The sequence below is a fragment of the Saccharopolyspora sp. NPDC000995 genome, from assembly GCF_053599315.1.
The window spans coordinates 1-24,352 of the sequence record NZ_JBSFLZ010000110.1; the positions used below are offsets into that span (position 1 = coordinate 1).

23 protein-coding genes are annotated in these 24,352 nt (G+C 68.4%); 15 read left to right on the forward strand and 8 right to left on the reverse strand.

Annotated features, from left to right (window positions below; translation table 11 throughout):
• Positions 1–275: 275 nt before the first annotated feature.
• Positions 276–914, forward strand: coding sequence for an HAD family hydrolase (locus tag ACWDKQ_RS27665; RefSeq protein WP_450141696.1), 639 nt, complete (start codon positions 276–278; stop codon positions 912–914).
• A 230-nt stretch (positions 915–1,144) separates the two neighbouring features.
• On the opposite strand, the gene eda is transcribed toward ACWDKQ_RS27665, so the two are convergent.
• Both eda and edd read right to left on the reverse strand, forming a co-directional pair.
• Positions 1,145–1,780 carry a bifunctional 4-hydroxy-2-oxoglutarate aldolase/2-dehydro-3-deoxy-phosphogluconate aldolase gene (eda, locus tag ACWDKQ_RS27670; RefSeq protein ID WP_450141697.1) on the reverse strand — a complete coding sequence of 212 codons (636 nt, stop codon included), beginning with the start codon at positions 1,778–1,780 and terminating at the stop codon, positions 1,145–1,147.
• Between the two features lie 149 nt (positions 1,781–1,929).
• Positions 1,930–3,777, reverse strand: a complete 1,848-nt coding sequence (edd, locus tag ACWDKQ_RS27675; RefSeq protein WP_450141698.1) for a phosphogluconate dehydratase — start codon at positions 3,775–3,777, stop codon at positions 1,930–1,932.
• 179 nt (positions 3,778–3,956) lie between these two features.
• Here edd and ACWDKQ_RS27680 point away from each other — a divergent pair, with 179 nt between their 5' ends.
• Positions 3,957–4,571, forward strand: coding sequence for a transporter substrate-binding domain-containing protein (locus ACWDKQ_RS27680; RefSeq protein WP_450141699.1), 615 nt, complete (start codon positions 3,957–3,959; stop codon positions 4,569–4,571).
• A gap of 319 nt (positions 4,572–4,890) precedes the next feature.
• The gene (locus ACWDKQ_RS27685; protein ID WP_450141716.1) at positions 4,891–5,088 is read left to right on the forward strand and encodes an FAD-dependent monooxygenase; all 198 of its coding nucleotides are present in this window, start codon (positions 4,891–4,893) and stop codon (positions 5,086–5,088) included.
• Positions 5,089–5,292: 204 nt separating this feature from the next.
• Here ACWDKQ_RS27685 and ACWDKQ_RS27690 read toward each other — a convergent pair whose 3' ends face one another.
• The 4 genes from ACWDKQ_RS27690 to ACWDKQ_RS27705 form a co-directional block, all read right to left on the reverse strand.
• The gene (locus tag ACWDKQ_RS27690) at positions 5,293–6,165 is read right to left on the reverse strand and encodes an amino acid ABC transporter permease (protein ID WP_450141700.1); all 873 of its coding nucleotides are present in this window, start codon (positions 6,163–6,165) and stop codon (positions 5,293–5,295) included.
• Entirely contained in the window at positions 6,162–6,812 is a 651-nt protein-coding gene (locus ACWDKQ_RS27695) for an amino acid ABC transporter permease (protein WP_450141701.1), read from the reverse strand. The genes ACWDKQ_RS27690 and ACWDKQ_RS27695 overlap by 4 nt, the downstream gene beginning before the upstream one ends.
• 65 nt (positions 6,813–6,877) lie before the next feature.
• Positions 6,878–7,777, reverse strand: coding sequence for a glutamate ABC transporter substrate-binding protein (locus tag ACWDKQ_RS27700; protein ID WP_450141702.1), 900 nt, complete (start codon positions 7,775–7,777; stop codon positions 6,878–6,880).
• A gap of 27 nt (positions 7,778–7,804) precedes the next feature.
• The gene (locus tag ACWDKQ_RS27705) at positions 7,805–8,533 is read right to left on the reverse strand and encodes an amino acid ABC transporter ATP-binding protein (RefSeq protein ID WP_450141717.1); all 729 of its coding nucleotides are present in this window, start codon (positions 8,531–8,533) and stop codon (positions 7,805–7,807) included.
• 240 nt (positions 8,534–8,773) lie between these two features.
• Between ACWDKQ_RS27705 and miaB the strand changes: the two genes are divergently transcribed.
• Genes miaB through ACWDKQ_RS27720 form a run of 3 tightly spaced genes read left to right on the forward strand, consistent with a single transcriptional unit; the run spans position 8,774 to position 11,483 of the window.
• Positions 8,774–10,252, forward strand: coding sequence for a tRNA (N6-isopentenyl adenosine(37)-C2)-methylthiotransferase MiaB (gene miaB / locus ACWDKQ_RS27710; protein WP_450141703.1), 1,479 nt, complete (start codon positions 8,774–8,776; stop codon positions 10,250–10,252).
• Positions 10,240–10,716: an Rv2732c family membrane protein gene (locus tag ACWDKQ_RS27715; protein WP_450141704.1), complete on the forward strand. Its 477-nt coding sequence runs from the start codon at positions 10,240–10,242 to the stop codon at positions 10,714–10,716. Before miaB ends, ACWDKQ_RS27715 begins: the two co-directional genes overlap by 13 nt.
• 53 nt (positions 10,717–10,769) lie before the next feature.
• Entirely contained in the window at positions 10,770–11,483 is a 714-nt protein-coding gene (locus ACWDKQ_RS27720) for a tyrosine-protein phosphatase (protein WP_450141705.1), read from the forward strand.
• A gap of 59 nt (positions 11,484–11,542) precedes the next feature.
• Here the strand turns inward: ACWDKQ_RS27720 and ACWDKQ_RS27725 are convergent, their stop codons facing one another.
• Entirely contained in the window at positions 11,543–12,868 is a 1,326-nt protein-coding gene (locus ACWDKQ_RS27725) for a DUF349 domain-containing protein (protein WP_450141706.1), read from the reverse strand.
• Between the two features lie 352 nt (positions 12,869–13,220).
• Here ACWDKQ_RS27725 and ACWDKQ_RS27730 point away from each other — a divergent pair, with 352 nt between their 5' ends.
• The 6 genes from ACWDKQ_RS27730 (at position 13,221) to ACWDKQ_RS27755 (ending at position 18,713) form a co-directional block, all read left to right on the forward strand.
• On the forward strand, positions 13,221–13,925 hold the full coding sequence (locus tag ACWDKQ_RS27730; RefSeq protein ID WP_450141707.1) for a hypothetical protein: 705 nt from the start codon (positions 13,221–13,223) through the stop codon (positions 13,923–13,925).
• A gap of 316 nt (positions 13,926–14,241) precedes the next feature.
• The gene (gene miaA, locus ACWDKQ_RS27735) at positions 14,242–15,153 is read left to right on the forward strand and encodes a tRNA (adenosine(37)-N6)-dimethylallyltransferase MiaA (RefSeq protein WP_450141708.1); all 912 of its coding nucleotides are present in this window, start codon (positions 14,242–14,244) and stop codon (positions 15,151–15,153) included.
• A gap of 103 nt (positions 15,154–15,256) precedes the next feature.
• A complete protein-coding gene (gene dapF, locus ACWDKQ_RS27740) occupies positions 15,257–16,099 on the forward strand; it encodes a diaminopimelate epimerase (protein WP_450141709.1) in 843 nt (280 codons plus the stop codon).
• 191 nt (positions 16,100–16,290) lie between these two features.
• A complete protein-coding gene (gene hflX / locus ACWDKQ_RS27745; RefSeq protein ID WP_450141718.1) occupies positions 16,291–17,658 on the forward strand; it encodes a GTPase HflX in 1,368 nt (455 codons plus the stop codon).
• On the forward strand, positions 17,655–17,927 hold the full coding sequence (locus tag ACWDKQ_RS27750; protein ID WP_450141710.1) for a hypothetical protein: 273 nt from the start codon (positions 17,655–17,657) through the stop codon (positions 17,925–17,927). The genes hflX and ACWDKQ_RS27750 overlap by 4 nt, the downstream gene beginning before the upstream one ends.
• An 18-nt stretch (positions 17,928–17,945) precedes the next feature.
• On the forward strand, positions 17,946–18,713 hold the full coding sequence (locus ACWDKQ_RS27755) for a hypothetical protein (protein WP_450141711.1): 768 nt from the start codon (positions 17,946–17,948) through the stop codon (positions 18,711–18,713).
• Positions 18,714–18,993: 280 nt separating this feature from the next.
• Here the strand turns inward: ACWDKQ_RS27755 and lexA are convergent, their stop codons facing one another.
• Complete coding sequence (gene lexA, locus ACWDKQ_RS27760) at positions 18,994–19,716, reverse strand: transcriptional repressor LexA (protein ID WP_450141712.1); 723 nt, start codon at positions 19,714–19,716, stop codon at positions 18,994–18,996.
• A gap of 211 nt (positions 19,717–19,927) precedes the next feature.
• Here lexA and ACWDKQ_RS27765 point away from each other — a divergent pair, with 211 nt between their 5' ends.
• From ACWDKQ_RS27765 to ACWDKQ_RS27775, 3 genes are all read left to right on the forward strand, one after another.
• The gene (locus ACWDKQ_RS27765; protein WP_450141713.1) at positions 19,928–20,392 is read left to right on the forward strand and encodes a LysM peptidoglycan-binding domain-containing protein; all 465 of its coding nucleotides are present in this window, start codon (positions 19,928–19,930) and stop codon (positions 20,390–20,392) included.
• A 343-nt stretch (positions 20,393–20,735) separates the two neighbouring features.
• A complete protein-coding gene (gene nrdR, locus ACWDKQ_RS27770) occupies positions 20,736–21,227 on the forward strand; it encodes a transcriptional regulator NrdR (RefSeq protein ID WP_450141714.1) in 492 nt (163 codons plus the stop codon).
• A gap of 167 nt (positions 21,228–21,394) precedes the next feature.
• On the forward strand, positions 21,395–24,223 hold the full coding sequence (locus tag ACWDKQ_RS27775; protein WP_450141715.1) for a vitamin B12-dependent ribonucleotide reductase: 2,829 nt from the start codon (positions 21,395–21,397) through the stop codon (positions 24,221–24,223).
• Positions 24,224–24,352: the final 129 nt, after the last annotated feature.

The following is a 24,352-nucleotide window of genomic DNA, read 5'->3' on the forward strand; positions in this document are numbered from 1 at the left end:
CGCGCCCACGCCACACACCCCGAACGCTTCACCCGCCGACCCCGGCCACCCGCACTACCCAAAGCCGCCTGGATCAACCAACCCATCGAAGATCAACAACCAGTCAACTAAACACAACCCGTCTCAGTTGACTTGACAACTACCGGATGGCGGCAACGGTGCTTCTGGCCGTCACCATGGTCGCTGTCCTAGCTGAGCATCCTTAATTCTGGGACGGTGGTACCGGAACGTCGGTGCGGGATCGTAGAGTGCCCGCCATGAAGTTAAGGCGACGCGTGAACCACATCGTGTGGGACTGGAATGGGACGATCTTTTCGGATAACCACGCCGTGGTCTCGGCGGTGAACGAGGTCTGCACCGCCTTCGATCGAGAACACATCGACATCGACGAGTGGCGGTCCGTATTCAGCCGTCCGCTGTTGCAGTGCTACGAGCGGTTGCTGCGCCGCTCGCTGAGTGATGAAGACTGGGCGCGCATCGACGTGCTGTACCACGAGGCGTACCGGGATCTACTACACACCTGCGGCCTGGCAAACGGAGTTCCCCATGTGTTGCAGGAGTGGACCACGGTGGGCCGCAGTCAGTCTCTGCTGTCCATGTGGTTCCACGATGAGTTGGTGCCATTGGTGGCGAAGTACGAGCTCACTGCGCTTTTCAAGCGGGTCGACGGTCTTCGGACGGGAATTGGAGGAGGGTCGAAGGCTGCCCACCTGGAGCGGCATCTGGCCGAGCTGGGGCTTGACCCACAGGAAGCCATCGTGATCGGCGACGTGGTGGACGATGCTCAAGCGGCGGCCCATGCAGGAGCCAACTGTGTGCTGGTGACGACTGGTGTTATGAGCCGAAGTGCTTTGGAAGCGACTGGCGTCCCCGTCGCTGACTCCATTCAAGAAGCTGTGTCTTGGCTTGCATGAGTACTGTTATTGCAGTCAAGGTGGTGCAGTCGATGTTGTGAAACCCACTGGAAGGACACTCCTCGACGACAACCACGCCGTGATGTCGGCGGAAGACGCCCTGCACGGCGTACGACCGCGAGCACATCGACATCGACGAGTGGCGCACGCGTTGCAGATCGGCCCGCCAAGCGGTGCGGGTGCCGGCGGGACCCGCGGGCGGAACCCGCCGCCACTCACGGGGGCGGTTGCTAGCCCTGCGGGGGCCGCAGTGCGGCGGCTTCTCGGGCCAGTTGCTCGATCCGCGCCCAGGCCCCGGCGGTGAGCAGGTCCTTCGGCGCCAACCACGATCCGCCGACGCAGCCCACGTTGGGCAGCGCGAGGTAGTTCGGCGCGGTCTGCGGGCTGATTCCGCCGGTCGGGCAGAACTTCAGGTCCGGCAGCGGCCCGGCGATCGCCTTGAGGAACGGTACGCCGCCGCTGGGCTCGGCGGGGAAGAACTTCATCGCCGTGGCCCCGCGTTCGGCCAGCCGCATAGCCTCCGACGCAGTGCCCGCGCCGGCCAGGTACGGCACCCCGGATGCGTCGATGTCGTCGAGCAGCCGGTCGGTCGTCCCGGGCGTGACCAGGTAGCGCGCCCCGGCGTCGGCGGCCCGCTTGGCCTGGCCTGGTTCGATGATCGTTCCCGCCCCGGCGACCATCTCGGGCACCTCGGCGGCGATGCGCTCGATCGCGGGCAGCCCGGCCGGGGTTCGCAGGGTGACCTCGATGGTGCGGATTCCGCCGCGCAGCAGGGCTTCGGCCAGCGGCACGGCATGCGCGACGTTGTCCAACGCCACGACCGGCACCACCGGGGCGAGATCCAGCACGTCAGCTGCAGTGTTCATGAGGCGGTCCATCCATCCGTTCCTAGCTAGTGCGTGCGGCTTTCCGCGAGTGCTTTCGGGCGCTATCCGCACCCAAAAGTACTCACGGTACGTGACCAGCGGAAACAGCCGCTTCTTCTCCTCGGGGTCGGCGCAGGTGGTCGCCGGTGTCAGACGGTCGCGTCGGTCGACTGCGCCTGCAGTTGGGTGAACACGCTGGCGCCGCGATCGGCCCGCCCGACGGCCTGCCGAAACGCCGCGAACAGCTCGCGGCCGGTGCCGAACTGGGCTCCGGGCGCAGCCGGTGCGTTGTCGCGGGCGGCGAGTTCGTAGTCGGGCACCAACACCTCCAGCGTGCCGCGGTCGGCGTCCAGCCGGACCACGTCGCCGTCGCGGACGCGGGCCAGCGGGCCACCCGCGCCAGCCTCCGGGGTCAGCTGGATGGCCGCCGGGATCTTGCCGGACGCGCCGGACATGCGGCCGTCGGTGACCAGCGCGACCTGGTGCCCGCGGTCCATTAGCACGCCCAGCGCGGGGGTCAGCCCGTGTAGCTCGGGCATGCCGTTGGCCTGCGGGCCCTGGTTGCGGATCATCACCACAACGTCGTGGTTCAGTTCGCCTGCCTGGAACGCGGCGGTGAAGCCGTGCTGGTCGTCGAAGACCCGGGCGGGCGCGGTGACGGTGCGGTGCTCCGCGCTGACGGCGGACACCTTGATCACCGAGCGGCCAAGGTTTCCCTCCAGCACCCGCAGGCCGCCGTCGGGCGCGAAAGGCTCGTCGACGCCGCGCAGCACGTCCGGGTCCAGGCTCTTCGCGGGCGCATCCCGCCACACGAGCTCGCAGCCCTCCAGGAACGGCTGCTGCCGGTACCGGTCCAGCCCCGGCCCGGCGACCGTATTGACGTCGCGGTGCAGCAGGCCGGCGTCGAGCAGCTCGCCCACGAGCGTCTGCACGCCCCCGGCGGCGGCGAAATGGTTGATGTCGGCCGAACCGTTGGGGTAGACCTTCGCCAGCGACGGCACGACCGCGGATAGGTCGGAGAAGTCGTCCCAGGTCAGCTCGATCCCGGCCGCGGCGGCGATGGCCACTAGGTGCAGTGTGTGGTTGGTGGAGCCGCCGGTGGCCAGCAGCGCGACCACGCCGTTGACGATGGCCCGTTCGTCGATGATCTCGCCGATCGGCGTGTAGTCCGCGCCGCGCCCGAGCTGCACGACGCGACGGGCGGCCTCCTCGGTGAGGGCCTTGCGCAGCGGGGTGCCCGGTGGCACGAAGCTCGACCCCGGCAGGTGCAGGCCCATGACCTCGACGACGAGTTGGTTGGAGTTGGCGGTGCCGTAGAACGTGCAGGTGCCGGGCGAGTGGTACGACGCCGACTCGGCTTCCAGCAGGTCTTCGCGGCCAACCTTGCCCTCGGCGAACAGCTGCCGGATGCGGCTCTTCTCCGGGTTGGGCAGTCCGGAGGGCATCGGTCCGGCGGGGACCAGCACGGTCGGCAGATGTCCGAACGACAGCCCACCGATCAGCAGGCCCGGCACGATCTTGTCGCACACGCCGAGCAGCAGGGCACCGTCGAACATCTCGTGGGAGAGTGCGACACCGGTGGCCATCGCGATGACGTCGCGGGAGAACAGCGACAGCTCCATGCCGGTGCGGCCCTGGGTGATGCCGTCGCACATGGCGGGCACGCCACCGGCGAACTGGGCGACACCGCCGGCCTCGCGCACCGCTTCCTTCAGCCACGCCGGGAACTCGGCGTAGGGCTGGTGCGCCGAGAGCATGTCGTTGTACGCGGACACGATCGCGATGCCCGGTTTGGTGGCTCCACGTATTGCAAGCCGGTCAGCACCGCTGCACGCCGCGAAGCCGTGCGCGAGGTTGCTGCAGGGCAACTCGGTGCGGGCCGGGCCGACGGCCCCAGCCGCTTGGATGCGTTCGAGATAAGCGGTGCGGGTCGTGGCACTGCGCTCCGCGATCCGCTGGGTGACTTGTTCGACGACGTGCTGCGTTGGCGGCGCCATTGATCGCCTCCGGGAAAGACTGGAATGCGGGGCGACGACGCTGGCGCCTCATGACGACAGTCACACTAACGGGTGTGGCCTGGATTTCACAATCGATACAGGAGGGTGGGGATCTGTTCCCGATCGGGCTGCCGGGTGCGCGATCATGGGTGGTCGATCGAGATATGAGGAGGGGGCCGATGCGGTTTCGCGCGCTCGTTGCGGTGGTGTCCACGGCTGCCGTGCTGTCGGGCTGTGGGCAGGATGTGGCGCCCGGATCGAACGCGTTGCCGCCACCGAACCTGCCCGCCCCGGGCACGCCGGCGCCGTCGAGCCCGGCCCCGTCGGTTGGCGATTCTGTCGAGCTCGACACCTCGCCGACCATCGAGCGGATCAAGCAGCGGCGCCAGCTCCTGGTCGGGGTGCGGACGGACGCGCCGCAGTTCGTCACCCGTGATCCGGCGGGCGAGTACCAGGGCTTCGACGTCGAGATCGCCAGCGACCTGGCGAAGCGCATCGGCCTCGCCCCGACGCAGGTGCAGTTCCGGCGTCTGCCGCCGACCCTGCTGCTGGACGCGGTGGCCTCGGGCAACGTGGACGTCCTGCTCGGCGGCAACGCCGATTCCCCGCAGCTGGCCGCAGTCGGGCCGTACGTGGTTACCGACAGCAAGCGCTACGTCGTGATCAAGTCGGACGACAAGAAGCTGGCCGAGCATCTGCAACAGATGTTGGACGCCGCAGTGGCCGATGGCTCCTGGCAGCGCGCCTACGACGCAACCCTGCGCCCGGCCGGGATCAACGCCCGCCCGCACTGACCGGCTCCGCCTCATCGTGCAGCTCAATGCGGCTTTCCGCGTAACCTCTTGTGACATTGTTTGATCAACTTTGTTGGGCGTGTGAAGTTGGCCTGCGAGAAGACCACTTCTTAGCAGGTGTCTCGGCCGTCCACGATCACATGCGAGTGACTGGCCGCTTTCGCCGTAAGCAGTGCCCCATGCAAGGACGGTCTGCGTCCCGCGCGCACCGTGATGCCGTCGTCGCGGTAGTTGCGCTGTGGACACGGCTATCGCGTTGTCACGGGCCGAGCGCCGACATACGAGTGTCGTCCAGTAACCAACGCAGCACCAGAACGCCCTGAGGACAGCCGTGTATGCGACGCTCATCAAGCGCAGAATTTCGTTGAGCGTGCTGGCCTGGCAACCAGAGATGGTGGTGGCCGATCGCTACTCCGAAGGGCGGGCGCACCTGGGTGCGCCCGCCCTCGTCATGGCACCGTTCGCGGCAAGCGGCGCGAACACCGGCATCGCCGACGCGCACAACCTCGGTTGGTAGCTCGCCGCCGTGACGCCGGGCGCACGGTGTCCACAGCGGATATCGCAGGCGCCGGATGGGCGCTCGCGCACCCCGGCCGCCATCCGCGAGAAGCTCCTCAACTCCCGATACCGCGCCTAGGGCAGTGATGGACGAAGGGCACCTCTTGCCAATCAAGTTGGCAAGAGGTGCCCTTCATCTGGGACCACAGCAGGGCAGGCGCCCTCAGTCGCCCGTTGCCGCGCCGGTCTGCTGCAGTTCGACCGTTGCGATCTTGCCCTTGCGAGCGCGGCTCAGGCGCCGCTCGGTGTAGGTGGCCAGCTTGCTCAACGCGTAGTTGATCAGGATGAACAGCACCGCGACCACGAAGTACGTCTGGATCGGGTTGTTCAGGTTCTGGATGATTACCTGAGCCTGCCGCACCACGTCCACGTAGGCCAGGATGAAGCCCAGTGAGGTGTCCTTCAGGATCACCACGAGCTGGCTGATCAGCGCCGGCAGCATGGCCCGGAAGGCCTGCGGCAGCAGCACCGAGGTCATCACCTGGCTGCGCCGCAGCCCGATGGCGTAGGCGGCCTCGCCCTGCCCCTTCGGCAGGGCCAGGATGCCCGCCCGGACGATCTCCGCGATGATCACCGAGTTGTACGCGGTCAAACCGATGACCAGGAACCACATCGCGGACAGGTCGATGCCCAACGACGGCAGCACCCGGGACGCGAAGAAGATCGCGATGACCACCGGCACGCCCCGCAGCAGCTCGATCAGCCCGACCACGGCCCAGCGGTACCAGGGCGCGCTCACCAGTCGAGTGATCGTCAGAAGCGTGCCGATGACCAGTGAGAACGCCATGGCCAACGCCGCCGCGATCAGCGTGTTGGCCAGACCCTGGCCCATCAGCGTCCACAGCGGCCCGAAGGTGCCGTTGGTGGGGTCGAGCAGCGGGCCCCACTTCTCGGCGGTCAGCTGGCCCTGCTGGCCCAGCTGCACCAGCACCCAAGCGACGATGGCCAGCAGCACCGATCCGATGATCAGGCTGGCCAGCAGCGAACGGCGCTTGGCCACCGGCCCGGGCGCCTCGTAGAGCACCGAGTTCGTCATCGGGCGATCGCCACCTTCCGCTCGACCCACCCGAGCAGGAGCCCGGCCGGGATGGTGATCACCAGGTAACCCAGGACCACACCGGTCAGCACCGGCAGCGCGGCCAGGCCGCGCGCGGAGGTCAGCGTGTCGCCGACGGCGAACAGGTCGCCGCCGACGCCGAAGGCACCGACGATCGCCGAGTTCTTGATCATCGCGATGAACACGTTGCCCAGCGGTGGGACGACCGTCCGCACCGCCTGCGGTAGCACGATCAGGGACAGCGACTGGCCGAAGGTCAACCCGACCGCCCGCGCCGCCTCGGCCTGCCCGGCCGGCACCGAGTTGATGCCGCTGCGGATCGCCTCGCACACGAACGCCGAGGTGTACAGCGCCAGCCCGATGGTTCCGAACCAGAAGTAGGAGCCGTTGAGGCCCAGCTCAGGCAGCCCGAAGGCCATGAAGAACAGCACGACGGTCAGCGGGCAGTTGCGCAGTACGGTGACCCAAGTGGTGCCGGTGGCCCGCAGCGGGGGCAGCGGCGACACCCGGAAACCGGCGGCGATGGTGCCGATGACCAGTGCGAGCACGCCCGAGTACAGGCAGATGCTCAGCGTGCGCACGAGTCCGTTGAGGTATAGCGGAAGGTTGTCGATGATGACTTGCACGATTCACTCCGGCCAAGCGAGGAGGGTGCCGGCCAACCAGGTCGGCACCCTCTTGCGCGGTCAAATCAGCTGCAGGCGTCCAGTTGCGGCAGGGCCGGGGTCTGCGAGGCGACCTTGCCGGCCGTGGACTGCCACGCCTTCGAGTAGGACCCGTCCTGGTTGGCCTGCGTGAGCGCCTTGTCGATGAACTCGCAGAACTTCACGTCGCCTTTCTTGATGCCGATGCCGTAGGGCTCCTTGGTGAAGGGCTTCTCCACGAGCTTGAACTGGCCGCCGCCCTGCTCTGCCAGGCCCAGCAAGATCACGTTGTCCGTGGTTACCGCCTGGACCTGGCCGGTGCGCAGCGCGTCGGCGCACTTCGAGTACACGTCGAAGAGCACGAGGTTCGACTCGTCCACGTACTGCTTGATCTTCTCGGCCGGCGTGGAGCCGATCACCGAGCACACCTTCGCGCCAGTCGGCCGCAGCGACTCGGGCCCGGTGATCTGGGTGTTGTCGGACTTGACCATGATGTCCTGACCGGCCTCGTAGTACGGCCCGGCGAAGCTGATCCGCTGCTTGCGGGCGTCGTTGATGGTGTACGTGGCGATCACCATGTCCACCTTGCCCTGCTCGATCACCTCTTCGCGGGTCTTGCTGGGCGCCTCTACCCACTCGATCTTGTCGGCCGGGATGCCGAGCTTGCCGGCCACGATCTTGCCGATCTCCACGTCGAAGCCCTGTGGCTTGCCGTCGAGGCCCTTCAGGCCGAACAGCGGCTGGTCGAACTTGGTGCCGATCCGGATGGTGCCGGCCTGCTTCAGGTTGGCCATCGTGGTGCCCGGCTCGAACTGGGCGTTCTGGTCGACCGCCACGTCGTTGCCACCACCGCCGAGCTGGTTGCCGCCGCCACCGCCGCAGGCGCTGAGCGCCAGCGCCAGCGACGCAGCCAGCACCGTGACCAACCGAGTCCTCTTGCCTCGCATCTGGCTCTTGCCTCTCTCTGAAGTGGGTCAGTGGGTGAGGATCTTGCCCAGGAAATCCTTGGCGCGGTCGCTCTTCGGCGCGCTGAAGAACTTCTCCGGCGCGGCGTCCTCGACCACCTCACCGTCGGCCATGAAGAGCACGCGGTGCGCAGCACGGCGCGCGAAGCCCATCTCGTGCGTGACCACCAGCATGGTCATGCCCTCGGCAGCGAGATTGGTCATGACCTCCAGGACTTCGTTGACCATCTCGGGGTCCAGCGCCGAAGTCGGCTCGTCGAACAGCATCACCTTCGGCTTCATCGCCAGCGCGCGGGCGATCGCGGCTCGCTGCTGCTGTCCGCCGGAGAGCTGCGCCGGGTACTTCTCGGCCTGATTCGCGATACCGACCCGTTCCAGCAGCTGCAGAGCGCTGTCCCGAGCTTCGTCCCGGCTCTGCTTGCGGACCTTGATCGGGCCCAGCGTCACGTTCTCCAGGATCGTCTTGTGCGCGAACAAGTTGAACTGCTGGAACACCATGCCGACGTCAGCGCGCAGTTCGGCCAGCGCGCGGCCCTCGGCGGGCAGTGGCACCCCATCGACTTCGATGCGGCCGGAGTTGATCGGCTCCAGGCGGTTGATCGCCCGGCACAACGTCGACTTGCCGGAACCCGACGGCCCGAGGACCACGACGACCTGGCCCTTGGGGACCTCGAGATCGATTTCCCGCAGCACGTGCAAGGAGCCGAAGTACTTGTCGACCGCGGACATCCGGATCATCGGGACGTCCGTGGGAGCTGCGGTCATTCATTCTCCTGAACGCGTCAAGTGGATTCGATGGCCGAAATTTAAGCCCCCGATGGGGGATAGTCCAGTCAGCTTCGGAGAACGCTGATTGCAAGTTGGTTACGCTCCGGAGTCGCGAAGCCGGTCCGAAACCTCCGGTTCGGCGCACGTCGCCGGCCACCGCGGACCCGCCCGGGCGGGTGAATCCACAATCTGACCAGGCGCTACCGTGGAATGGTGAGCACGAGGACGTACGAGATCCGAACATTCGGCTGCCAGATGAACGTGCACGACTCCGAGCGGCTCGCAGGCATGCTGGAAGAGGCCGGATACGTGCGCGCCGAGTCCGACGCCGCCGACGTGGTCGTGTTCAACACCTGCGCGGTCCGGGAGAACGCCGACAACCGCCTCTACGGCACGCTCGGGCACATGCGGCCGGCCAAGGACCGCAACCCGAACATGCAGATCGCGGTCGGCGGCTGCTTGGCCCAGAAGGACCGCGACACGATCGTCAACCGGGCCCCCTGGGTGGACGTCGTGTTCGGCACGCACAACCTCGGCTCGCTGCCGAGCCTGCTGGAGCGCGCCCGGCACAACCACGAGGCCGAGGTCGAGATCCTCGAATCGTTGGACGTCTTCCCGTCCACCCTGCCCGCGCGCCGCGAGTCGGCCTACTCGGGCTGGGTGTCGGTCTCGGTCGGCTGCAACAACACCTGCACGTTCTGCATCGTGCCCGCGCTGCGCGGCAACGAGAAGGACCGCCGCCCTGGCGAGATCCTCGCCGAGGTGCAGGCGCTGGTGTCCGAAGGCGTGCTCGAAGTGACGCTGCTGGGGCAGAACGTCAACGCCTACGGCGTCGAGTTCGGGGACCGTTTCGCGTTCGGGAAGCTGCTGCGCTCCTGCGGGAAGATCGAGGGGCTGGAGCGGGTCCGCTTCACCTCGCCGCACCCGCGCGACTTCACCGACGACGTGATCGAGGCGATGGCCGAGACGCCGAACGTCTGCCCTCAGCTGCACATGCCGCTGCAGTCCGGTTCGGACCGCGTCCTCAAGGCGATGCGCCGCTCCTACCGCTGCGAGCGGTACCTGAACATCGTGCGCAACGTGCGCGAGGCAATGCCGGACGCGGCGATCACCACCGACATAATCGTCGGCTTCCCCGGCGAGACCGAGGAGGACTTCGAGCAGACGTTGGAGGTCGTGCGGCAGGCGCGGTTCTCCAGCGCGTTCACCTTCCAGTACTCCAAGCGGCCCGGCACGCCCGCCGCCGAGATGGCCGACCAACTGCCCAAGGAGGTCGTGCAGCAGCGCTACGACCGGCTGGTCGCACTGCAGAACGAGATCTCCTGGGAGGAGAACAAGAAATTGGTCGGTCGCCCGGCGGAGCTGCTGGTCGCCGAGGGGGAGGGCCGCAAGGACGCCAAGACGCACCGGCTCTCGGGTCGGGCCCGCGACGGGCGGCTGGTGCATTTCACCCCGACTGGTGCAGCCGACGGCGAGATCCGGCCTGGCGACGTCGTGCGCACCACGATCACGCGTGCCGCGCCGCACCACCTGGTCGCCGACACGGACATCACCGGCCACCGCCGCACCACCGCCGGTGATCACTGGGAAGAGGGCGTGCGGCCCAAGACCTCCGGAGTCAGCCTCGGGCTGCCGTCGTTCGGGACCCCGCCGCAGCAGCCCACCGAGCAGCAGGGATGTGCGTGTTGAGCAAGGCGGAAGGTTCGCACGGGTCGCGCCGCGCGCTGACCGGGTCGGAGCGCGAGGTGCTGCGTCGCATCGACCCCGGCACGCGCGCGATGGTGATCGCATCGGTGATGCTCGTGCTCGTCCTGTGCTCGCTGCTGCCGTGGGTCCGCGGTGCCGCGGGCTGGGAAGTGCTGATGGGGCAGGCCGACCCGGCGCTCAAGATCGGCCTGCTGCCGCGCTTGTTCGCGATCAACTCGACGATCGTCGGGATCGGCCTGGGCGCCCTGGCGCTGATCACCCGGCGTTGGATCTTCGCTTTCCTGGCCGGGCTCGCCGGTGTGGTGGTGACGTTCGAGGGCGTGATCGCGATCTGGTCGCGCCAGACGAGCGGCGCGGAGGGCCCGTCGATCGGCCTGCTGCTCGCGGTGGCGTGCATGGCCGTGCTGGCCGTGCAGTGGATGCGGATCGTCTGGTCCCGTTCCTGACCTCTGGTTCGTCGGGCAAGCAACCCGATCACCTCCGCGGGCGTCTCATCGGCATGTCACGTGATCTCCAGTGGGACGGCGGCTACAACGTTCGCGATCTGGGCGGGCTGCCCGCAGCGGACGGCAGTCGGCTCCGATGGGGTGCTGTCGTGCGGTCCGCGAGCCCGGCGTTCCTGACCGAATCGGGGTGGGGGCAGGTCTTGGAGCACGGCATCCGCACCGTCATCGACCTGACCGAAGAAGGCAGCGGCGGGCTGCCCGCACAATCGGCGCGCCCACCTGAGCTGACCGCCTTGCGGCTGTCGCTGAACCCCGTCGACGACGTCGAGTTCTGGGGCTACTGGGGCAAGCAGCTGCACGGCACGCCGCTCTACTGCAAGCCGTTCCTCGACCGCTTCCCGGATCGCACCGCCAAAGTCGTCACCGCGATCGCGCACGCCGAACCAGGCGGGGTGCTCGTGCACTGCAGCGCCGGCCGCGACCGGACCGGGATCATCGCACTGGTCCTGCTCGCCTTCGCCGGGGTGGCGGCCGACGAGATCATCTCCGACCACGAGCTCAGCCACGACCGGCTCCGACCGCTTTTCGCCAGGCTCGGCCGGCCAGACCAGGAACCGCTGATCGACGAGGCACTCGCCCAACACGGCACCACCAGGGTCGAGGCGCTGTCGGCGGCCCTCGCTTCGTTCGACGCAGCGGCCCACCTGCGCTCCGGCGGCTGCACCGACCACGACCTCGCCGCCCTCCGGGCGAGGTTGCTCGCCTAACGGCGAGTCCGGTGCGCCGGACGCGCGGGCGGGTGGGCCTGCGGTGTCGAAACCCGCCGTCAGCGGCTGGCGATCGCTTGCTCCGCAGCCGTCAGCCACTCACGCCACTGGGTGGCCTGCTCCTCCGCCTGCTTCGCACGGCGTTGATCACCCGCCGCGCGGGCCTTCTCGGCCTGCACCTCGAACTGCTCCACCCGGTCGCGGAACTGGTCGACCCGGGCCTGCGCCTCCGGGTCGGTGCGCCGCCATTGCGCGTCGGCAGCCGACCGCACCCGGTCGGCGATCGTGCGCAGCCTGCCCTCCAGCTCCCGCATCCGCTCCCGCGGCACCTTGCCGATCTCGTCCCACCGCTCCTGGATCCGCTGCAGGTGGGCCTGCGCGGCCTTCAGGTCGGCCGACGGGTCGATCTGCTCGGCCTCGACGAGTAGCTCCTCCTTCAGCTTGGCGTTCGCGGCGAACTCGGCGTCGCGCTCGGAGAACGCCTCCGACCGGCGGCTGAAGAACCGGTCCTGCGCGGCGCGGAAACGCTGCCACAGCAGCTCGTCGCTGTCCTTCGGGGCGCGTCCGGCGGCCTTCCACTCCGCCATCAGCTGCTTGTAGCGGTTCGCGGTTTCGCTCCAGTCGGTGGACTCGGTCAGCGACTCCGCTTCTTCGACCAGTTCCTGCTTGTGCGCCTTGGACGCCGCGCGCTGCCGGTCGAGCTCGGCGAAGTGCGAGCCCCGGCGGCGGCTGAAGGCGTCCCGTGCCTTGGAGAACCGGCGCCACAACTGCTCGTCGGTCTTGCGGTCGACGCCGCGGACCTTCTTCCACTCGTCGAGGATCTCGCGCAGCCGGTCGCCGGCGTTCTTCCAGTGCGTGGACTCGGCGGCGATCTGTTCGGCCTCGGCGACCAGCGCTTCCTTGCGGGCGACGGCGTCCGCCCGGGCGCGTTCTTTCTCGTGCTTTGCGCCCTTGACGGCCTGCTCGGCCTGCACCACCAGGTGCTCGATCCGAGCTGTCAACGCCGCCAAATCGCCGATCACGGCGGCTTCGGCCAGCGAGTCGCGCAGATGCTTCGCGCTGGTCAGGGTGTGCTTCGGTTCACCGGCGTGGGTGCTCAACCGGGTTTCCAACAGCTCGACCTCGGTTAGCACGTCGTCGAACTTCCGCGCGTAGAGGGCCAAGCCCTCGGCGGCATCACCGGCCTGCCAGGAACCGATCGCCCGCTCCCCTTCGGGGGTGCGGACGTACACCGTGCCATCGGTGTCCACCCGCCCCCACTTGGCAGGGTCGGCGGAAGCGGTCGGTACCGCGGGCGCAGCCGTGGGTGACCCGGTGGTGCTGGTGGTCGAGTCCGCGGCCGCCTTGTTGGCGACTGCCTCGGGGGTCGTGTCCTGGTGCGTCATGGCCGGCTTCCTCCTTGCGTGCCCGCTCTGATGCCCGTGTCCGGCACGGGCGCCCCGCATCGGCGGGGCCCAGCAAGCGTCGACCCGAACCGTCCGGTGGTCCGGCCTCCGCTGGCGCATTCAAACAGGTCAGGGCGCGAATCGGTACTCCGTTGCGGAACCGGTGCGCCGGGGAGTCGGCGCGTACCGCGACGTGGTGTTCGGATCGAACCTGTGACCTGTACGGCTTCATTGTCATCAGGCGCCTGTTCGGCCGCAGCGGGTAGGGGGCGGAAACCCGCCTCAGCCTCCTGCCGCCGGTTGCGGCTCCCTGCTCTAGCCAACTCGCCCGTGACCTCTACCGTGCACAGGTGTGATCACCCGTGTCGCTGTGGTGCCGTACCCGCCGTTGCTGGTTCCCGCGTTGACCGTGCGGGCCGACCCGGAAACTGCTCGCTTGCGGGGCGCCTGTCTGCGCGCCGTGTCCAGTCTGACTGACTCTGCCGCCGAATGGGTGGCTGTTGGCGTAGATCAATCAGGGCCGCAATTGTTCGGACCGGACACGGCGGGCACTTTCGCGGGCTTCGGCGTCGACTTCCCGGTGACTCTTGGTGGCGTCGGCACCCCTGATCCGGAACTGCCGCTGCCCGCGTTGATCGCCGGACTCCTTCGCGAGCAAGCAAGGGCGCTGGCGGTCACGACGCACCTGTTGGCGCCGGACACGCCGACCGGGGATTGCCAGCGGCTCGGCGCCGAGCTGGCTGCCGACGATGTCGGCCTCCTGGTTCTCGCCGATGGCACCAATTGCTCCGACGAGCGGTCGCCATACTCGCCGGACGAGCGGGCCAAGCCGGTCGACGAGCGGATCCGCACCGCCCTGGCTGACGTCGACACGGCAGCGCTGCTCGCTCTGGAACCGGAACCGTGCGCTGAGCTCGGCGTCTCGGCCCGGGCCGCGCTCCAGGTCCTGCCCGGAGTTGTTGAGGCCACCGGCGGGACCTGGCGCGGCGAACTGCTGTATTCGGCCACCCCGTTCGGCGTCACTTACCACGTGGCGACCTGGACCCGCACAGCCTGAATAGGTGGTCCGCAGGGGCTGCTCCCACACCCGTCTTGCGTGGCGGTGCGGAGGTGTCTGGCCTGCGGGATTCCCGCTTGTGCACGACCAATACGCGGCTTCGGCTGTCCTCACCGGACGACCTCCGAACCCGTGGCGGTGCGTTGCGAGGGTCGGCTAAGCGGCATTGCCGCTTCAAAAGCCCGCCCTACCGCACCCCGGACGATCACACCAAACAGCTACTCCAGCGCCCCAACGAGCTCACGGCCCCTGGCCAGCAGAAACGCCGGGCGGACCGCTGTGCTGCGCGCCCAGCACGCGCTTCTAAGGTCGAGGGGTGCAGTCCTTCCCGTATTTGGTGGCGATCGTCGGTCCCACCGCCACCGGCAAGTCAGACCTCGGCATCGAGCTGGCCTCGGCCTTCAACGGCGAGGTGATCAACGCCGACGCCATGCAGCTCTACCGCGGGATGGACATCGGGACGGCCAAGCTCTCCGCCGCGGAACGCCGCGGCATCCCGCACCACCTGCTGGACGTCCTCGACGTCACGGAAACTGCCTCTGTGGCGGCCTACCAGCAGCAGGCGCGCGACGTCGTCGAAGACGTTCTCGCCCGGGGCCGGACCCCGGTGCTGGTGGGCGGCTCCGGCCTCTACGTGCAGGCCGTCGTCGACGACCTGTCCTTCCCCGGCACCGACGCGCAGGTGCGGGCCAAGTACGAGCAGGAGCTGGTGCGGGTCGGCCCGGCCGAGCTGCACCAGCGGCTGCGGGCACTCGATCCGGCGGCCGCGGAAGCCATCCTGGCCAGCAACGCTCGCCGCATCGTCCGGGCGCTGGAGGTCATCGAGATCACCGGGCGGCCGTTTTCGGCGAACCTGCCCAAACCCGGACCACCACGCTACGGAGCAGTGCTGATCGGCCTGGACCGGCCGGTCGAAGACCTCGACGACCGGGTGGACCGCCGAGTGACCCGGATGTTCGACGCCGGGCTGGTCGACGAGGTCCGGAGGCTGGAGAAGGCCGGGCTTAGGCGCGGCCGCACCGCCAGCCGCGCCCTGGGCTACCAGCAGGTGCTCGCCGAGCTCGACGCCGCGCGGGATATGGCCGCTGCTGCGGCCGAGACTGCGAAGCTCACCCGCCGCTTCGTGCGGCGGCAACGCTCGTGGTTCCGCCGAGACGCGCGGATCAACTGGTTCGACGCCGCCAACCCGACGCTGGTATCCGACGTCCGCGCGGTGCTGGGCGCGTAGGAAACCAGCGCTTGTCGTCCGAGGCGACGCCCCGAACGCTGTTTGCCGCAGGTCGGCGTCGAGCCGCGCCGACCCGGCGACCCGGCGAACGTAGACTGGGCGCGTGCATTCCTCCCAAGGGCCCGAGTTCATCAAGGGCCACGGCACCCAGAACGACTTCGTCATCCTGCCCGACCCAGACGGCGCGCTGAAGCTCACCGACGAGCGGGTGCAGGCGCTGTGCGACCTGCACCGCGGGCTGGGAGCAGACGGCGTGCTGCGGGTCATCCGGGCCGGGGCGCTGGAGGATGCCCCGGTCGGCATACCGGCCGACGTGTGGTTCATGGACTACCGCAACGCCGACGGCTCGATCGCCGAGATTTGCGGCAACGGTGTGCGGGTGTTCGCCCGCTACCTGGTCGACGCCGGGCTGGCCGCACCCGGCGAGCTGCCGGTTGGCACGCGCGCCGGCCTCCGATGGGTCCGAACCCGCGACGACGGCCAGGTCACGGTCGACATGGGCCCGGCAAAGGTCTTCGGAGAGTCCACCACGAGCGTCTCCGGGCACGCCTTCGCCGGAGTCGCCGTCGATGTCGGCAACCCGCACCTGGCCTGCGTGAGCGACGTGGACCTCGCCGAGCTGAATCTCAAGACCGCCCCGCCGCACGACCAACACATCTTCCCGAACGGCGTGAACGTCGAGTTCGTCCGGCCGCTGGAAGGTGACCACGTGCAGATGCGCGTGCATGAGCGAGGCGTCGGCGAAACCCGTTCCTGCGGCACCGGAACGGTCGCCGCCACGGTCGCGGCGCTGCGCGCCGCCGGTGCGGAAACCGGGCGCCGGGTCGTCCACATCCCGGGCGGCATCGTCGAGGTGGAGGTCACCGCGACCAGCTCTACCCTGACCGGCCCCGCCGTCCTGGTGGCCCGCGGAAACCTCGATCCCGCCTGGTGGCAGCAGCCGTAACCGCCGCTGGCACGCGTCGCACCAGTGCAAACGGGTAATGTCGGGCGTGAGGCGTGAAAATCGGTCGCGGACCGTGGGACAATGGGTTCGATATGAAAAACTCTTTGACCTGGTCCGCCGAGCTAGACCGCGATGCGGTCGAAGCCGACGAATACGAACCGATCTTCACTGCGGAACCGTCCACGGGCGAGATGGAGCTCGCAGACCGTGCGTCGCTACGGCGGATCGCCGGTCTGTCCACCGAGCTCGCGGACATCACCGAGGTCGAATACCGCCAACTCCGCCTCGAGCGCGTGGTGCTCGTCGGGGTCTGGACCGACGGCGACGCCGCGCACGCCGATGCGTCGTTGACGGAGCTCGCCCGGCTCGCCGAGACCGCCGGCTCTGAGGTGCTGGAAGGCATCATCCAGCGCCGCGACCGCCCGGATCCCGGCACCTACGTCGGCTCCGGCAAGGTCCGCGAGCTGCGTGACATCGTCGTCGCCACAGGGGCGGACACCGTCATCTGCGACGGTGAGCTCTCACCCGGTCAGCTGCGGCAGCTGGAGGAAAAGCTCAAGGTCAAGGTGGTCGACCGGACAGCCCTGATCCTGGACATCTTCGCCCAGCACGCCCGGTCCAAGGAGGGCAAGGCGCAAGTCGAGCTCGCCCAGCTGCAGTACTTCCTGCCGCGCCTGCGCGGTTGGGGCGAGACGATGTCCCGGCAGGCCGGTGGTCGTGCCGGTGCCAACGGCGGCGTCGGCACCCGTGGCCCCGGTGAGACCAAGCTGGAGACCGACCGGCGGCGCATCCACAAGCGCATCAGCAGGCTTCGCAAGGACCTTTCCGCGATGCGCACGGTGCGCGGCACCAAGCGAGGTCGGCGGGAGGCCAACGCGGTTTCCAGCGTGGCCATCGCCGGCTACACCAACGCCGGAAAATCCAGCCTGCTGAACGCGTTGACCGGGGCCGGAGTGCTGGTGGAAGACGCCCTGTTCGCCACCCTGGACCCGACCACGCGGCGGGCCAGCACGCCGGACGGCCGGAACTACACGTTGACCGACACGGTCGGCTTCGTCCGGCACCTGCCGCACCAGCTAGTGGAGGCGTTCCGCTCGACGCTGGAAGAGGTCAGCGGCGCGGACCTGCTGGTGCACGTCGTGGACGGCTCCGAACCGTCGCCGCACGAACAGGTCGCCGCGGTGCGCGAAGTGCTGAACGAGATCGCCGAGGACCACACGGCCGCGATGCCGCCGGAGTTGCTGGTCGTCAACAAGATCGACTCGGTCGGTGCGACCCGGATGGCCGAGCTTCGGCGCCTGCTGCCCGACGCGGTGTTCGTCTCCGCGCACAGCGGCAAGGGCATCGAGGAGCTGCACGAGGCCATCGCCGACCGGCTGCCCCGGCCCGACGTCTTCGTGGACGCGCTGGTGCCCTACACCCGTGGCGAACTCGTCGCGCGGGTGCACGCCGAAGGTGAAGTGGTCGAGGAGGAACACACCCCGGACGGCACCCGGGTCCGCGCCAAGGTCCGGCCCGACCTAGCCAGCGCGCTCCAGCCGTTCGCCAGAACAGGGTGAGCACTGCCGTTGCGGGCGGTGTGGCTGCGGCCGCACTGCTGCTGTTCGGGGCTTCGGGTACGGCGCCCGAGGCCACAGCGGAGCAGACGCTCGCGCCGGTAGAGAGATGCCGTGTTGACGACAAGCGCCTCGCCGAGTTGTCCGGTTTCGCCTCGGACGGCTCGGTTTGGTACGCCACCAGCGATGGCGGCAACTCGCTGCGGGTTTTCGTGCTGGATCCAGCCGACTGCTCGGTCCGCGGAATCCGGACGGCGTCGAACGACCCCTAGAACGTCGAGGACCTCGCGTTGGGGCACGACGGATCGCTCTGGCTGGCCGACACCGGGGACAACCGTCGCCGCCGGGACGACATCGCGCTGCACGTGATGCCGCCAGGCGGCGGCGCGACGCGGTACCGCCTCGCGTACCCGGACGGGTCGCATGACGCGGAGGCCCTGCTGCTCGACCGGGCCGGCGTGCCGCACATCGTCACCAAGGAACCGCTCGGTTCGGCCGGTATCTACCGCCCGGCCGGACCATTGGCGGCGGATCGCACGGTGCCGCTGGAGCGGGTCGGTTCGATCTCGCTGCGTTCCACGCAGACACCGGGCGGCCCCTTGAACGGCTCGCTCGGCTCGGTTCTGGTGACGGGCGGCTCCGTGAGCCAGGACGGCACGGTGGTCGCGATCCGCACCTACACCGAGGCGTACGTGTATGACGCTCCGGACGGCGACCTGGTCTCGGCGTTCCAGCGCGAACCGCTGCGCATCTCGTTGCCGAACGAGCAGCAAGGCGAGGCGATCGCGTGGGAACCGGACGGCACACTGCTGTCCGCATCCGAAGGCAACCAGCCGGTCCGGCATATTCCCGGGGTGGCGGCAGCAGCGCGAGCCACCGGGGCGCACACCGAAGGCGGTGGCTCGGCTACGCCAGCGCCGGGCGGTGACGTTGACCAAGCCCAACCGGCGGACCGGACCGGCTCCGGGATGTCCGCCGGTCGAGCTCTTCTGCTCGCGGCCGCCGTGGCGGGAATGCTCATCTACGTGACCCGTCGGCTGCGCCGCCGAACTCGCTGAGCGGCCGCGCGAGAGTTGAGCAGGTCACCTGCTTGACCCGGACGTGTACCGGCCGGGAAGCCAAGCTAACCGATGTCCGAAGTTTTGCTACCCGCATCGCTGCGAGCGAAGCCCCGCATACGCCAGGCCTACCGACTTCCGCAAGCCCGGCCGGCTGTGTTCATCAGACATCACAGGCCGAGGCTCCGCCGCCTGCGCGCGATGCACCAGCCGACATCCTGCGGCCAGGCGGCGGAGGTCCGGTTGTCGTACGACCCGGCCGAGGCTGGCCGTCCGAAGGTCAGAGACGCCGCAGCACCGCGACGACCTTACCCAGGATCGCTGCGTCGTCGCCGAGGATCGGTTCGTAGGCAGTGTTGTGCGGCAGCAGCCACACGTGGTCGTCGGTTCGCTTGAAAGTCTTCACAGTCGCTTCGCCGTCGATCATCGCGGCGACGACATCGCCGTTCTCCGCATCGGGCTGCTGGCGAACCGCCACCCAGTCGCCGTCGGTGATGGCGAGGTCCACCATCGAGTCGCCGACCACCTTGAGCAGGAAGAGAGTGCCGTCGCCGACGATCTCCTTCGGCAGTGGGAAGACGTCCTCGATGGATTCCTCGGCCAGGATCGGGCCGCCGGCCGCAATCCGGCCCACCACCGGCACGTAGGCGGGCTTGGCCTGCCCGGCCAGCTCCGGGGAGTCGGGCTCGCCGCCGACGAGTACGCCGACGGTGCGTGGCCGGTGCGGATCCCGGCGCAGGTAGCCCTTCCGCTCCAGCACGCGGAGCTGGTAGGCCACCGACGACGTCGAGGTGAGCCCGACGGCATCGCCGATCTCGCGAACGCTGGGCGGATAGCCGTGCTCGCGCATCCAATTCCGAATGGCCTCCAGCACCTTGAGCTGGCGATCGCTGAGCTCGTCGGCCCCGCCGGCCTGTTCGGGCAGGTTGTGCACGTCGGCCCGGGAGTCGTCCTTGACATCCTGTACGCGGCCCTTGATCGAGCCGGTCGCATTACTCGCCACCGCTGCCTCCTGTCCGTTGAATGCGGTACTGATCGCGGGGGAGTTCGGTCCGCCCGATTTCCACAGTAGACGGGAGAAACCCAGAGATCAAACACCTGTTCGAGTTAATTTCAGGCCTCAAGTCTCGCCCTGCGGGGTGCTCGTGGTCCACAATCGCACGCAGGTTCGATCGAACGTCTATTCGATCATGTTTTCCGGTGTGGGAGGCATCATGACCACGTTCATCGATGCGGCGAGGCGAGCGCGTCCTGCCGGGCGGGAGGTCGTCGAGCGGCGACGGGTGGGCGATACGGTCGAGGTGCCGCAGTCGCGCGACGGCGCCAAGCGCGTTCCCGGTCGGGTCATCTTCCGCGCGCCCGGCGCGTCCGCCGAGGAATCGGTCGCCGCGTGCGACCGGGCTCGCCGGCGGGGCGAGTGGCTCTGGCTGACCTCGGTGGCGATCTTCACTTCCCTCATTGTCATGCTGGTGGGGCTCTTCGGGCTCGGTGACTCGCCCGTGACGGGTGGTACCGCAGTCGTGGAAGTCCGCGCCGGTGACACTTCCTGGGGGATCGCGGACTGGGTGGTGCCGGACAGCGACCCGCGCGCCGTAGTCGCGAAGATCGTCGAGCTCAACGAGTTGGATGCGACCGCCGTGGAGGCCGGTCGGCTGTTGAGGGTTCCGGTCGGCGACTGATCCGCGCGAGGCTGCTCTGCCGGGGAATCGCCGGTGGACCGCCGACGGGCGGTGCGATCCTGCCTGCCGGTGGTCGCCCGGCGGCTCGCGTCCGGCGGTTTCGGTGGCGACCTCGGTGTTTCCGCCGGCTGGGCCGATCGGTTGCGGCCGGCCTGCCCGAAGGGGTGGGTCGAGTTTGCTTCGCGGTACGCCGCAGTTTACAGTCGACCACAACATCTAGTAGTTACGGCCATGTATTTAGTCCACAGGTTGGGCTTTAGGGTACTCGCGCACGTACGGACGGTGAGTTGGGCGCTGGTTGCCGGAGGTGACCGCGACCAAACTGGGGAAGGGGTGAGGGGCGGTGCGGTGCCCGTTCTGCCGCGGCGAGGACTCCCGGGTCGTCGATTCGCGCGAGGTCGAGGAAGGCCAGGCGATCCGGCGCAGGCGATCATGCTCGACGTGCGGTCGGCGGTTCACGACCATCGAGGAGCTCGTGCTCTCGGTGGTCAAGCGTTCCGGCGTCACAGAGCCCTTCAGTCGCGAGAAGGTGGTGCGGGGCGTGCGCCGCGCCTGCCAGGGGCGCCCGGTGGAAGAGGACGCGCTGCAGCAGCTCGCGCACCAGGTCGAGGACACGGTCCGGTCCCTGGGGGTTTCCGAGCTGCCGAGCCACGAGGTGGGGCTAGCCATCCTCGGACCGCTGCGGGAGCTGGACGAGGTCGCCTACCTGCGCTTCGCGAGCGTGTACCGGGCGTACTCCTCGGTGGAGGACTTCGAGAAGGAGATCGCCGACCTCCGCGCGGCACGGCGCGCCGCGCAGGCCGGTGCGGAGCAGAAACGCGGAGAGCGGCCGTGAGTAAGCCGCGTCGGCGCACGTCCCGCCGCGGGGGCGGAAACGCAAGACGTCAGCGGACGGCCCACGGTGGGGCATCGCTGAACACTGAGTCACGACCGAACCGGACGGGAAGACCGGACGGGGCCGACGAAGCACGACGAGCGAGTGATAAGGAAGAGGGTCAGGTCATGACAGAGACCGTCGGTAGCCCGGCCGGCGCATCGGGGGAGCCGGAAGCAGGTGCCCGCGAGGGCGTCCGGGTGCAGCGCGTCTACACCACGGAGGGGGTGCACCCCTACGACGAGGTCAAGTGGGAGCGCCGCGATGTGGTGATGACCAACTGGCGGGACGGGTCGGTCAACTTCGAACAGCGCGGGGTGGAGTTCCCCGACTTCTGGTCGCTGAACGCCGTCAACATCGTCACCAGCAAGTACTTCCGCGGCGCGGTGGGCAGCGACACCCGCGAGAGCAGCCTCCGGCAGCTCATCGATCGCGTCGTGCTGACCTACGTCGCAGCGGGCGTCGAACACGGCTACTTCGCGACTGATGCCGAAGCCGAGATCTTCGAGCACGAGCTGACCTGGATGCTGCTGCACCAGGTGTTCAGCTTCAACTCGCCGGTGTGGTTCAACGTCGGCACCAGCTCCCGGCAGCAGGTGTCGGCCTGCTTCATCCTGTCGGTCGACGACACGATGGAGTCGATCCTCGACTGGTACAAGGAAGAGGGCCTGATCTTCAAGGGCGGTTCCGGGGCCGGGCTGAACCTGTCCCGCATCCGCTCCTCGCGGGAACTGCTGTCCTCCGGCGGCACCGCGTCCGGTCCGGTGTCGTTCATGCGCGGCGCCGACGCGTCCGCGGGCACCATCAAATCCGGCGGTGCGACCCGCCGCGCGGCGAAGATGGTGGTGCTCGACGTCGACCACCCGGACATCGAGGAGTTCATTGACACTAAGGCGCGCGAGGAGCACAAGATCCGCGCGCTGCGCGACGCCGGTTTCGACATGGACCTCGGTGGCGCCGACTCCAACTCGGTGCAGTACCAGAACGCCAACAACTCCGTGCGCGTCTCCGACGAGTTCATGCGCGCGGTGGAGAGCGACGGACGGTTCGGGCTGCGGGCCCGGATGACCGGCGAGGTGCTGGACACGGTGCAGGCCCGCGACCTGTTCCGCAAGATGGCGAAGGCTGCCTGGGAGTGCGCCGACCCGGGCATCCAGTACGACGACACGATCAACGACTGGCACACCTCGCCGGAGACGGGCCGGATCACCGCGTCCAACCCGTGCTCGGAGTACATGCACCTGGACAACTCCAGCTGCAACCTGGCCTCGCTGAACCTGCTGAAATTCCTGCGCGATGACCTGACCTTCGACGCCGATCTGTTCGAGAAGGCCGTCGAGTTCGTCATCACCGCGATGGACATCTCGATCTGCTTCGCGGACTTCCCGACCGAAGCGATCGACGACACCACCCGGAAGTTCCGGCAGCTGGGCATCGGCTACGCCAACCTGGGCGCGCTGCTGATGGCGACCGGCCACGCCTACGACTCCGACGGCGGCCGGGCGCTGGCGGCGGCGATCACCTCGCTGATGACCGGTACCGCCTACAAACGGTCGGCGGAGTTGGCCGGCGTGGTCGGCCCGTACGACGGATACGCCCGCAACGCCGAGGCCCACCAGCGCGTGATGCGCAAGCACGCGGCAGCTAACGACCTGGTCCGCACCTACCACCGCAACGACGCCTCCGTGCACAAGCTGGCGACGAAGGTGTGGCAGAAAGGCCTGGAGATCGGTGCCCGCAACGGCTGGCGCAACGCGCAGGCTTCGGTGCTGGCCCCGACCGGGACCATCGGCCTGATGATGGACTGCGACACGACCGGCATCGAGCCGGACCTGGCGCTGGTCAAGTTCAAGAAGCTGGTCGGCGGCGGCTCCATGCAGATCGTCAACCAGACGGTGCCGCGCGCACTGCAGGCGCTGGGCTACCAGGAAGAGCAGATCGAGGCGATCGTCGAGTACATCGCCGAGAACGGCCACGTGGTCGACGCGCCTGGCCTGCGGCACGAGCACTACGAGGTCTTCGACTGCGCGATGGGCGGGCGCTCGATCGCGCCGATGGGCCACGTGCGGATGATGGCCGCGGTGCAGCCGTTCATCTCGGGTGCGATCTCCAAGACGGTGAACATGCCGGAGTCGGCGACCGTCGAAGAGGTCGAGCAACTCTACTTCGAGGGCTGGAAGCTGGGCCTGAAGGCGCTGGCGATCTACCGCGACAACTGCAAGGTCGGCCAGCCTCTGTCGGCGGGCAAGGGCAACAAGGGCGAGTCGGAGAAGGCGGTCGAGAAGCAGATCGAGTACCGCCCGGTCCGCAAGCGCCTGCCGAAGAAGCGCCCGAGCCAGACGGTGTCGTTCACCGTCGGTGGCGCGGAGGGCTACCTGCACGCCGGTTCATACCCGGACGACGGGCTGGGCGAGATCTTCGTCAAGCTGGGCAAGCAGGGGTCGACGCTGGCCGGTGTCATGGACGCCTTCTCGATGTCGATCTCGGTGGGTCTGCAGTACGGGATCCCGCTGGAGTTCTACGTCTCGAAGTTCCAGAACCTGCGCTTCGAACCGGCCGGGATGACCGATGACCCGGACATCCGGATGGCCAGCAGCGTGCTGGACTACTTGTTCCGCCGGCTCGCGCTGGACTACCTGCCCTACGAGAAACGTGCTCAGCTGGGCGTCTTCACCGTCGACGAGCGGGAGGCACAGGTCAACGGCACCGATTTGGTGTCGGCCGAGCAGAGCTCGGACGTCGACCTGGACACGATGCGTTCCACCGTGGACTATTCGCAGAGATCCGAGCAGCCTAAGGTAGCGGAGCAGCGGGCGGGCAGCTCGACCGAGTTGCTGGAACTGCGCCTGGGCAAGGCCGCGGACGCGCCGCTGTGCATGACCTGCGGCACCAAGATGCGCCCGTCGGGCTCCTGTTACCTGTGCGAGGGCTGCGGCTCTACCTCCGGCTGCAGCTGATTTTTCGCGGAATTGCATCTGATGCAGCATTGAGCATGGTCGCGCAAGCGGATGACCTGCACCTCAGAGTGGGGGGGGGCGGGCCGGGCCGCCCCCCCCCACCAGCACAGACCGTCTTCAATGATATAC

What these genes read in the sequence shown, in the direction of transcription:
- eda (WP_450141697.1), bottom strand. Translation starts at nt 1,780, where the DNA reads ATGAACACTGCAGCTGACGTGCTGGATCTCGCCCCGGTGGTGCCGGTC.
- ACWDKQ_RS27765 (WP_450141713.1), top strand. Translation starts at nt 19,928, where the DNA reads ATGACCACGTTCATCGATGCGGCGAGGCGAGCGCGTCCTGCCGGGCGG.
- miaB (WP_450141703.1), top strand. Translation starts at nt 8,774, where the DNA reads ATGGTGAGCACGAGGACGTACGAGATCCGAACATTCGGCTGCCAGATG.
- ACWDKQ_RS27705 (WP_450141717.1), bottom strand. Translation starts at nt 8,533, where the DNA reads ATGATCCGGATGTCCGCGGTCGACAAGTACTTCGGCTCCTTGCACGTG.
- ACWDKQ_RS27720 (WP_450141705.1), top strand. Translation starts at nt 10,770, where the DNA reads ATGTCACGTGATCTCCAGTGGGACGGCGGCTACAACGTTCGCGATCTG.
- ACWDKQ_RS27725 (WP_450141706.1), bottom strand. Translation starts at nt 12,868, where the DNA reads ATGACGCACCAGGACACGACCCCCGAGGCAGTCGCCAACAAGGCGGCC.
- ACWDKQ_RS27715 (WP_450141704.1), top strand. Translation starts at nt 10,240, where the DNA reads ATGTGCGTGTTGAGCAAGGCGGAAGGTTCGCACGGGTCGCGCCGCGCG.
- ACWDKQ_RS27690 (WP_450141700.1), bottom strand. Translation starts at nt 6,165, where the DNA reads ATGACGAACTCGGTGCTCTACGAGGCGCCCGGGCCGGTGGCCAAGCGC.
- edd (WP_450141698.1), bottom strand. Translation starts at nt 3,777, where the DNA reads ATGGCGCCGCCAACGCAGCACGTCGTCGAACAAGTCACCCAGCGGATC.
- ACWDKQ_RS27775 (WP_450141715.1), top strand. Translation starts at nt 21,395, where the DNA reads ATGACAGAGACCGTCGGTAGCCCGGCCGGCGCATCGGGGGAGCCGGAA.
- ACWDKQ_RS27680 (WP_450141699.1), top strand. Translation starts at nt 3,957, where the DNA reads ATGCGGTTTCGCGCGCTCGTTGCGGTGGTGTCCACGGCTGCCGTGCTG.
- ACWDKQ_RS27700 (WP_450141702.1), bottom strand. Translation starts at nt 7,777, where the DNA reads ATGCGAGGCAAGAGGACTCGGTTGGTCACGGTGCTGGCTGCGTCGCTG.
- hflX (WP_450141718.1), top strand. Translation starts at nt 16,291, where the DNA reads ATGGAGCTCGCAGACCGTGCGTCGCTACGGCGGATCGCCGGTCTGTCC.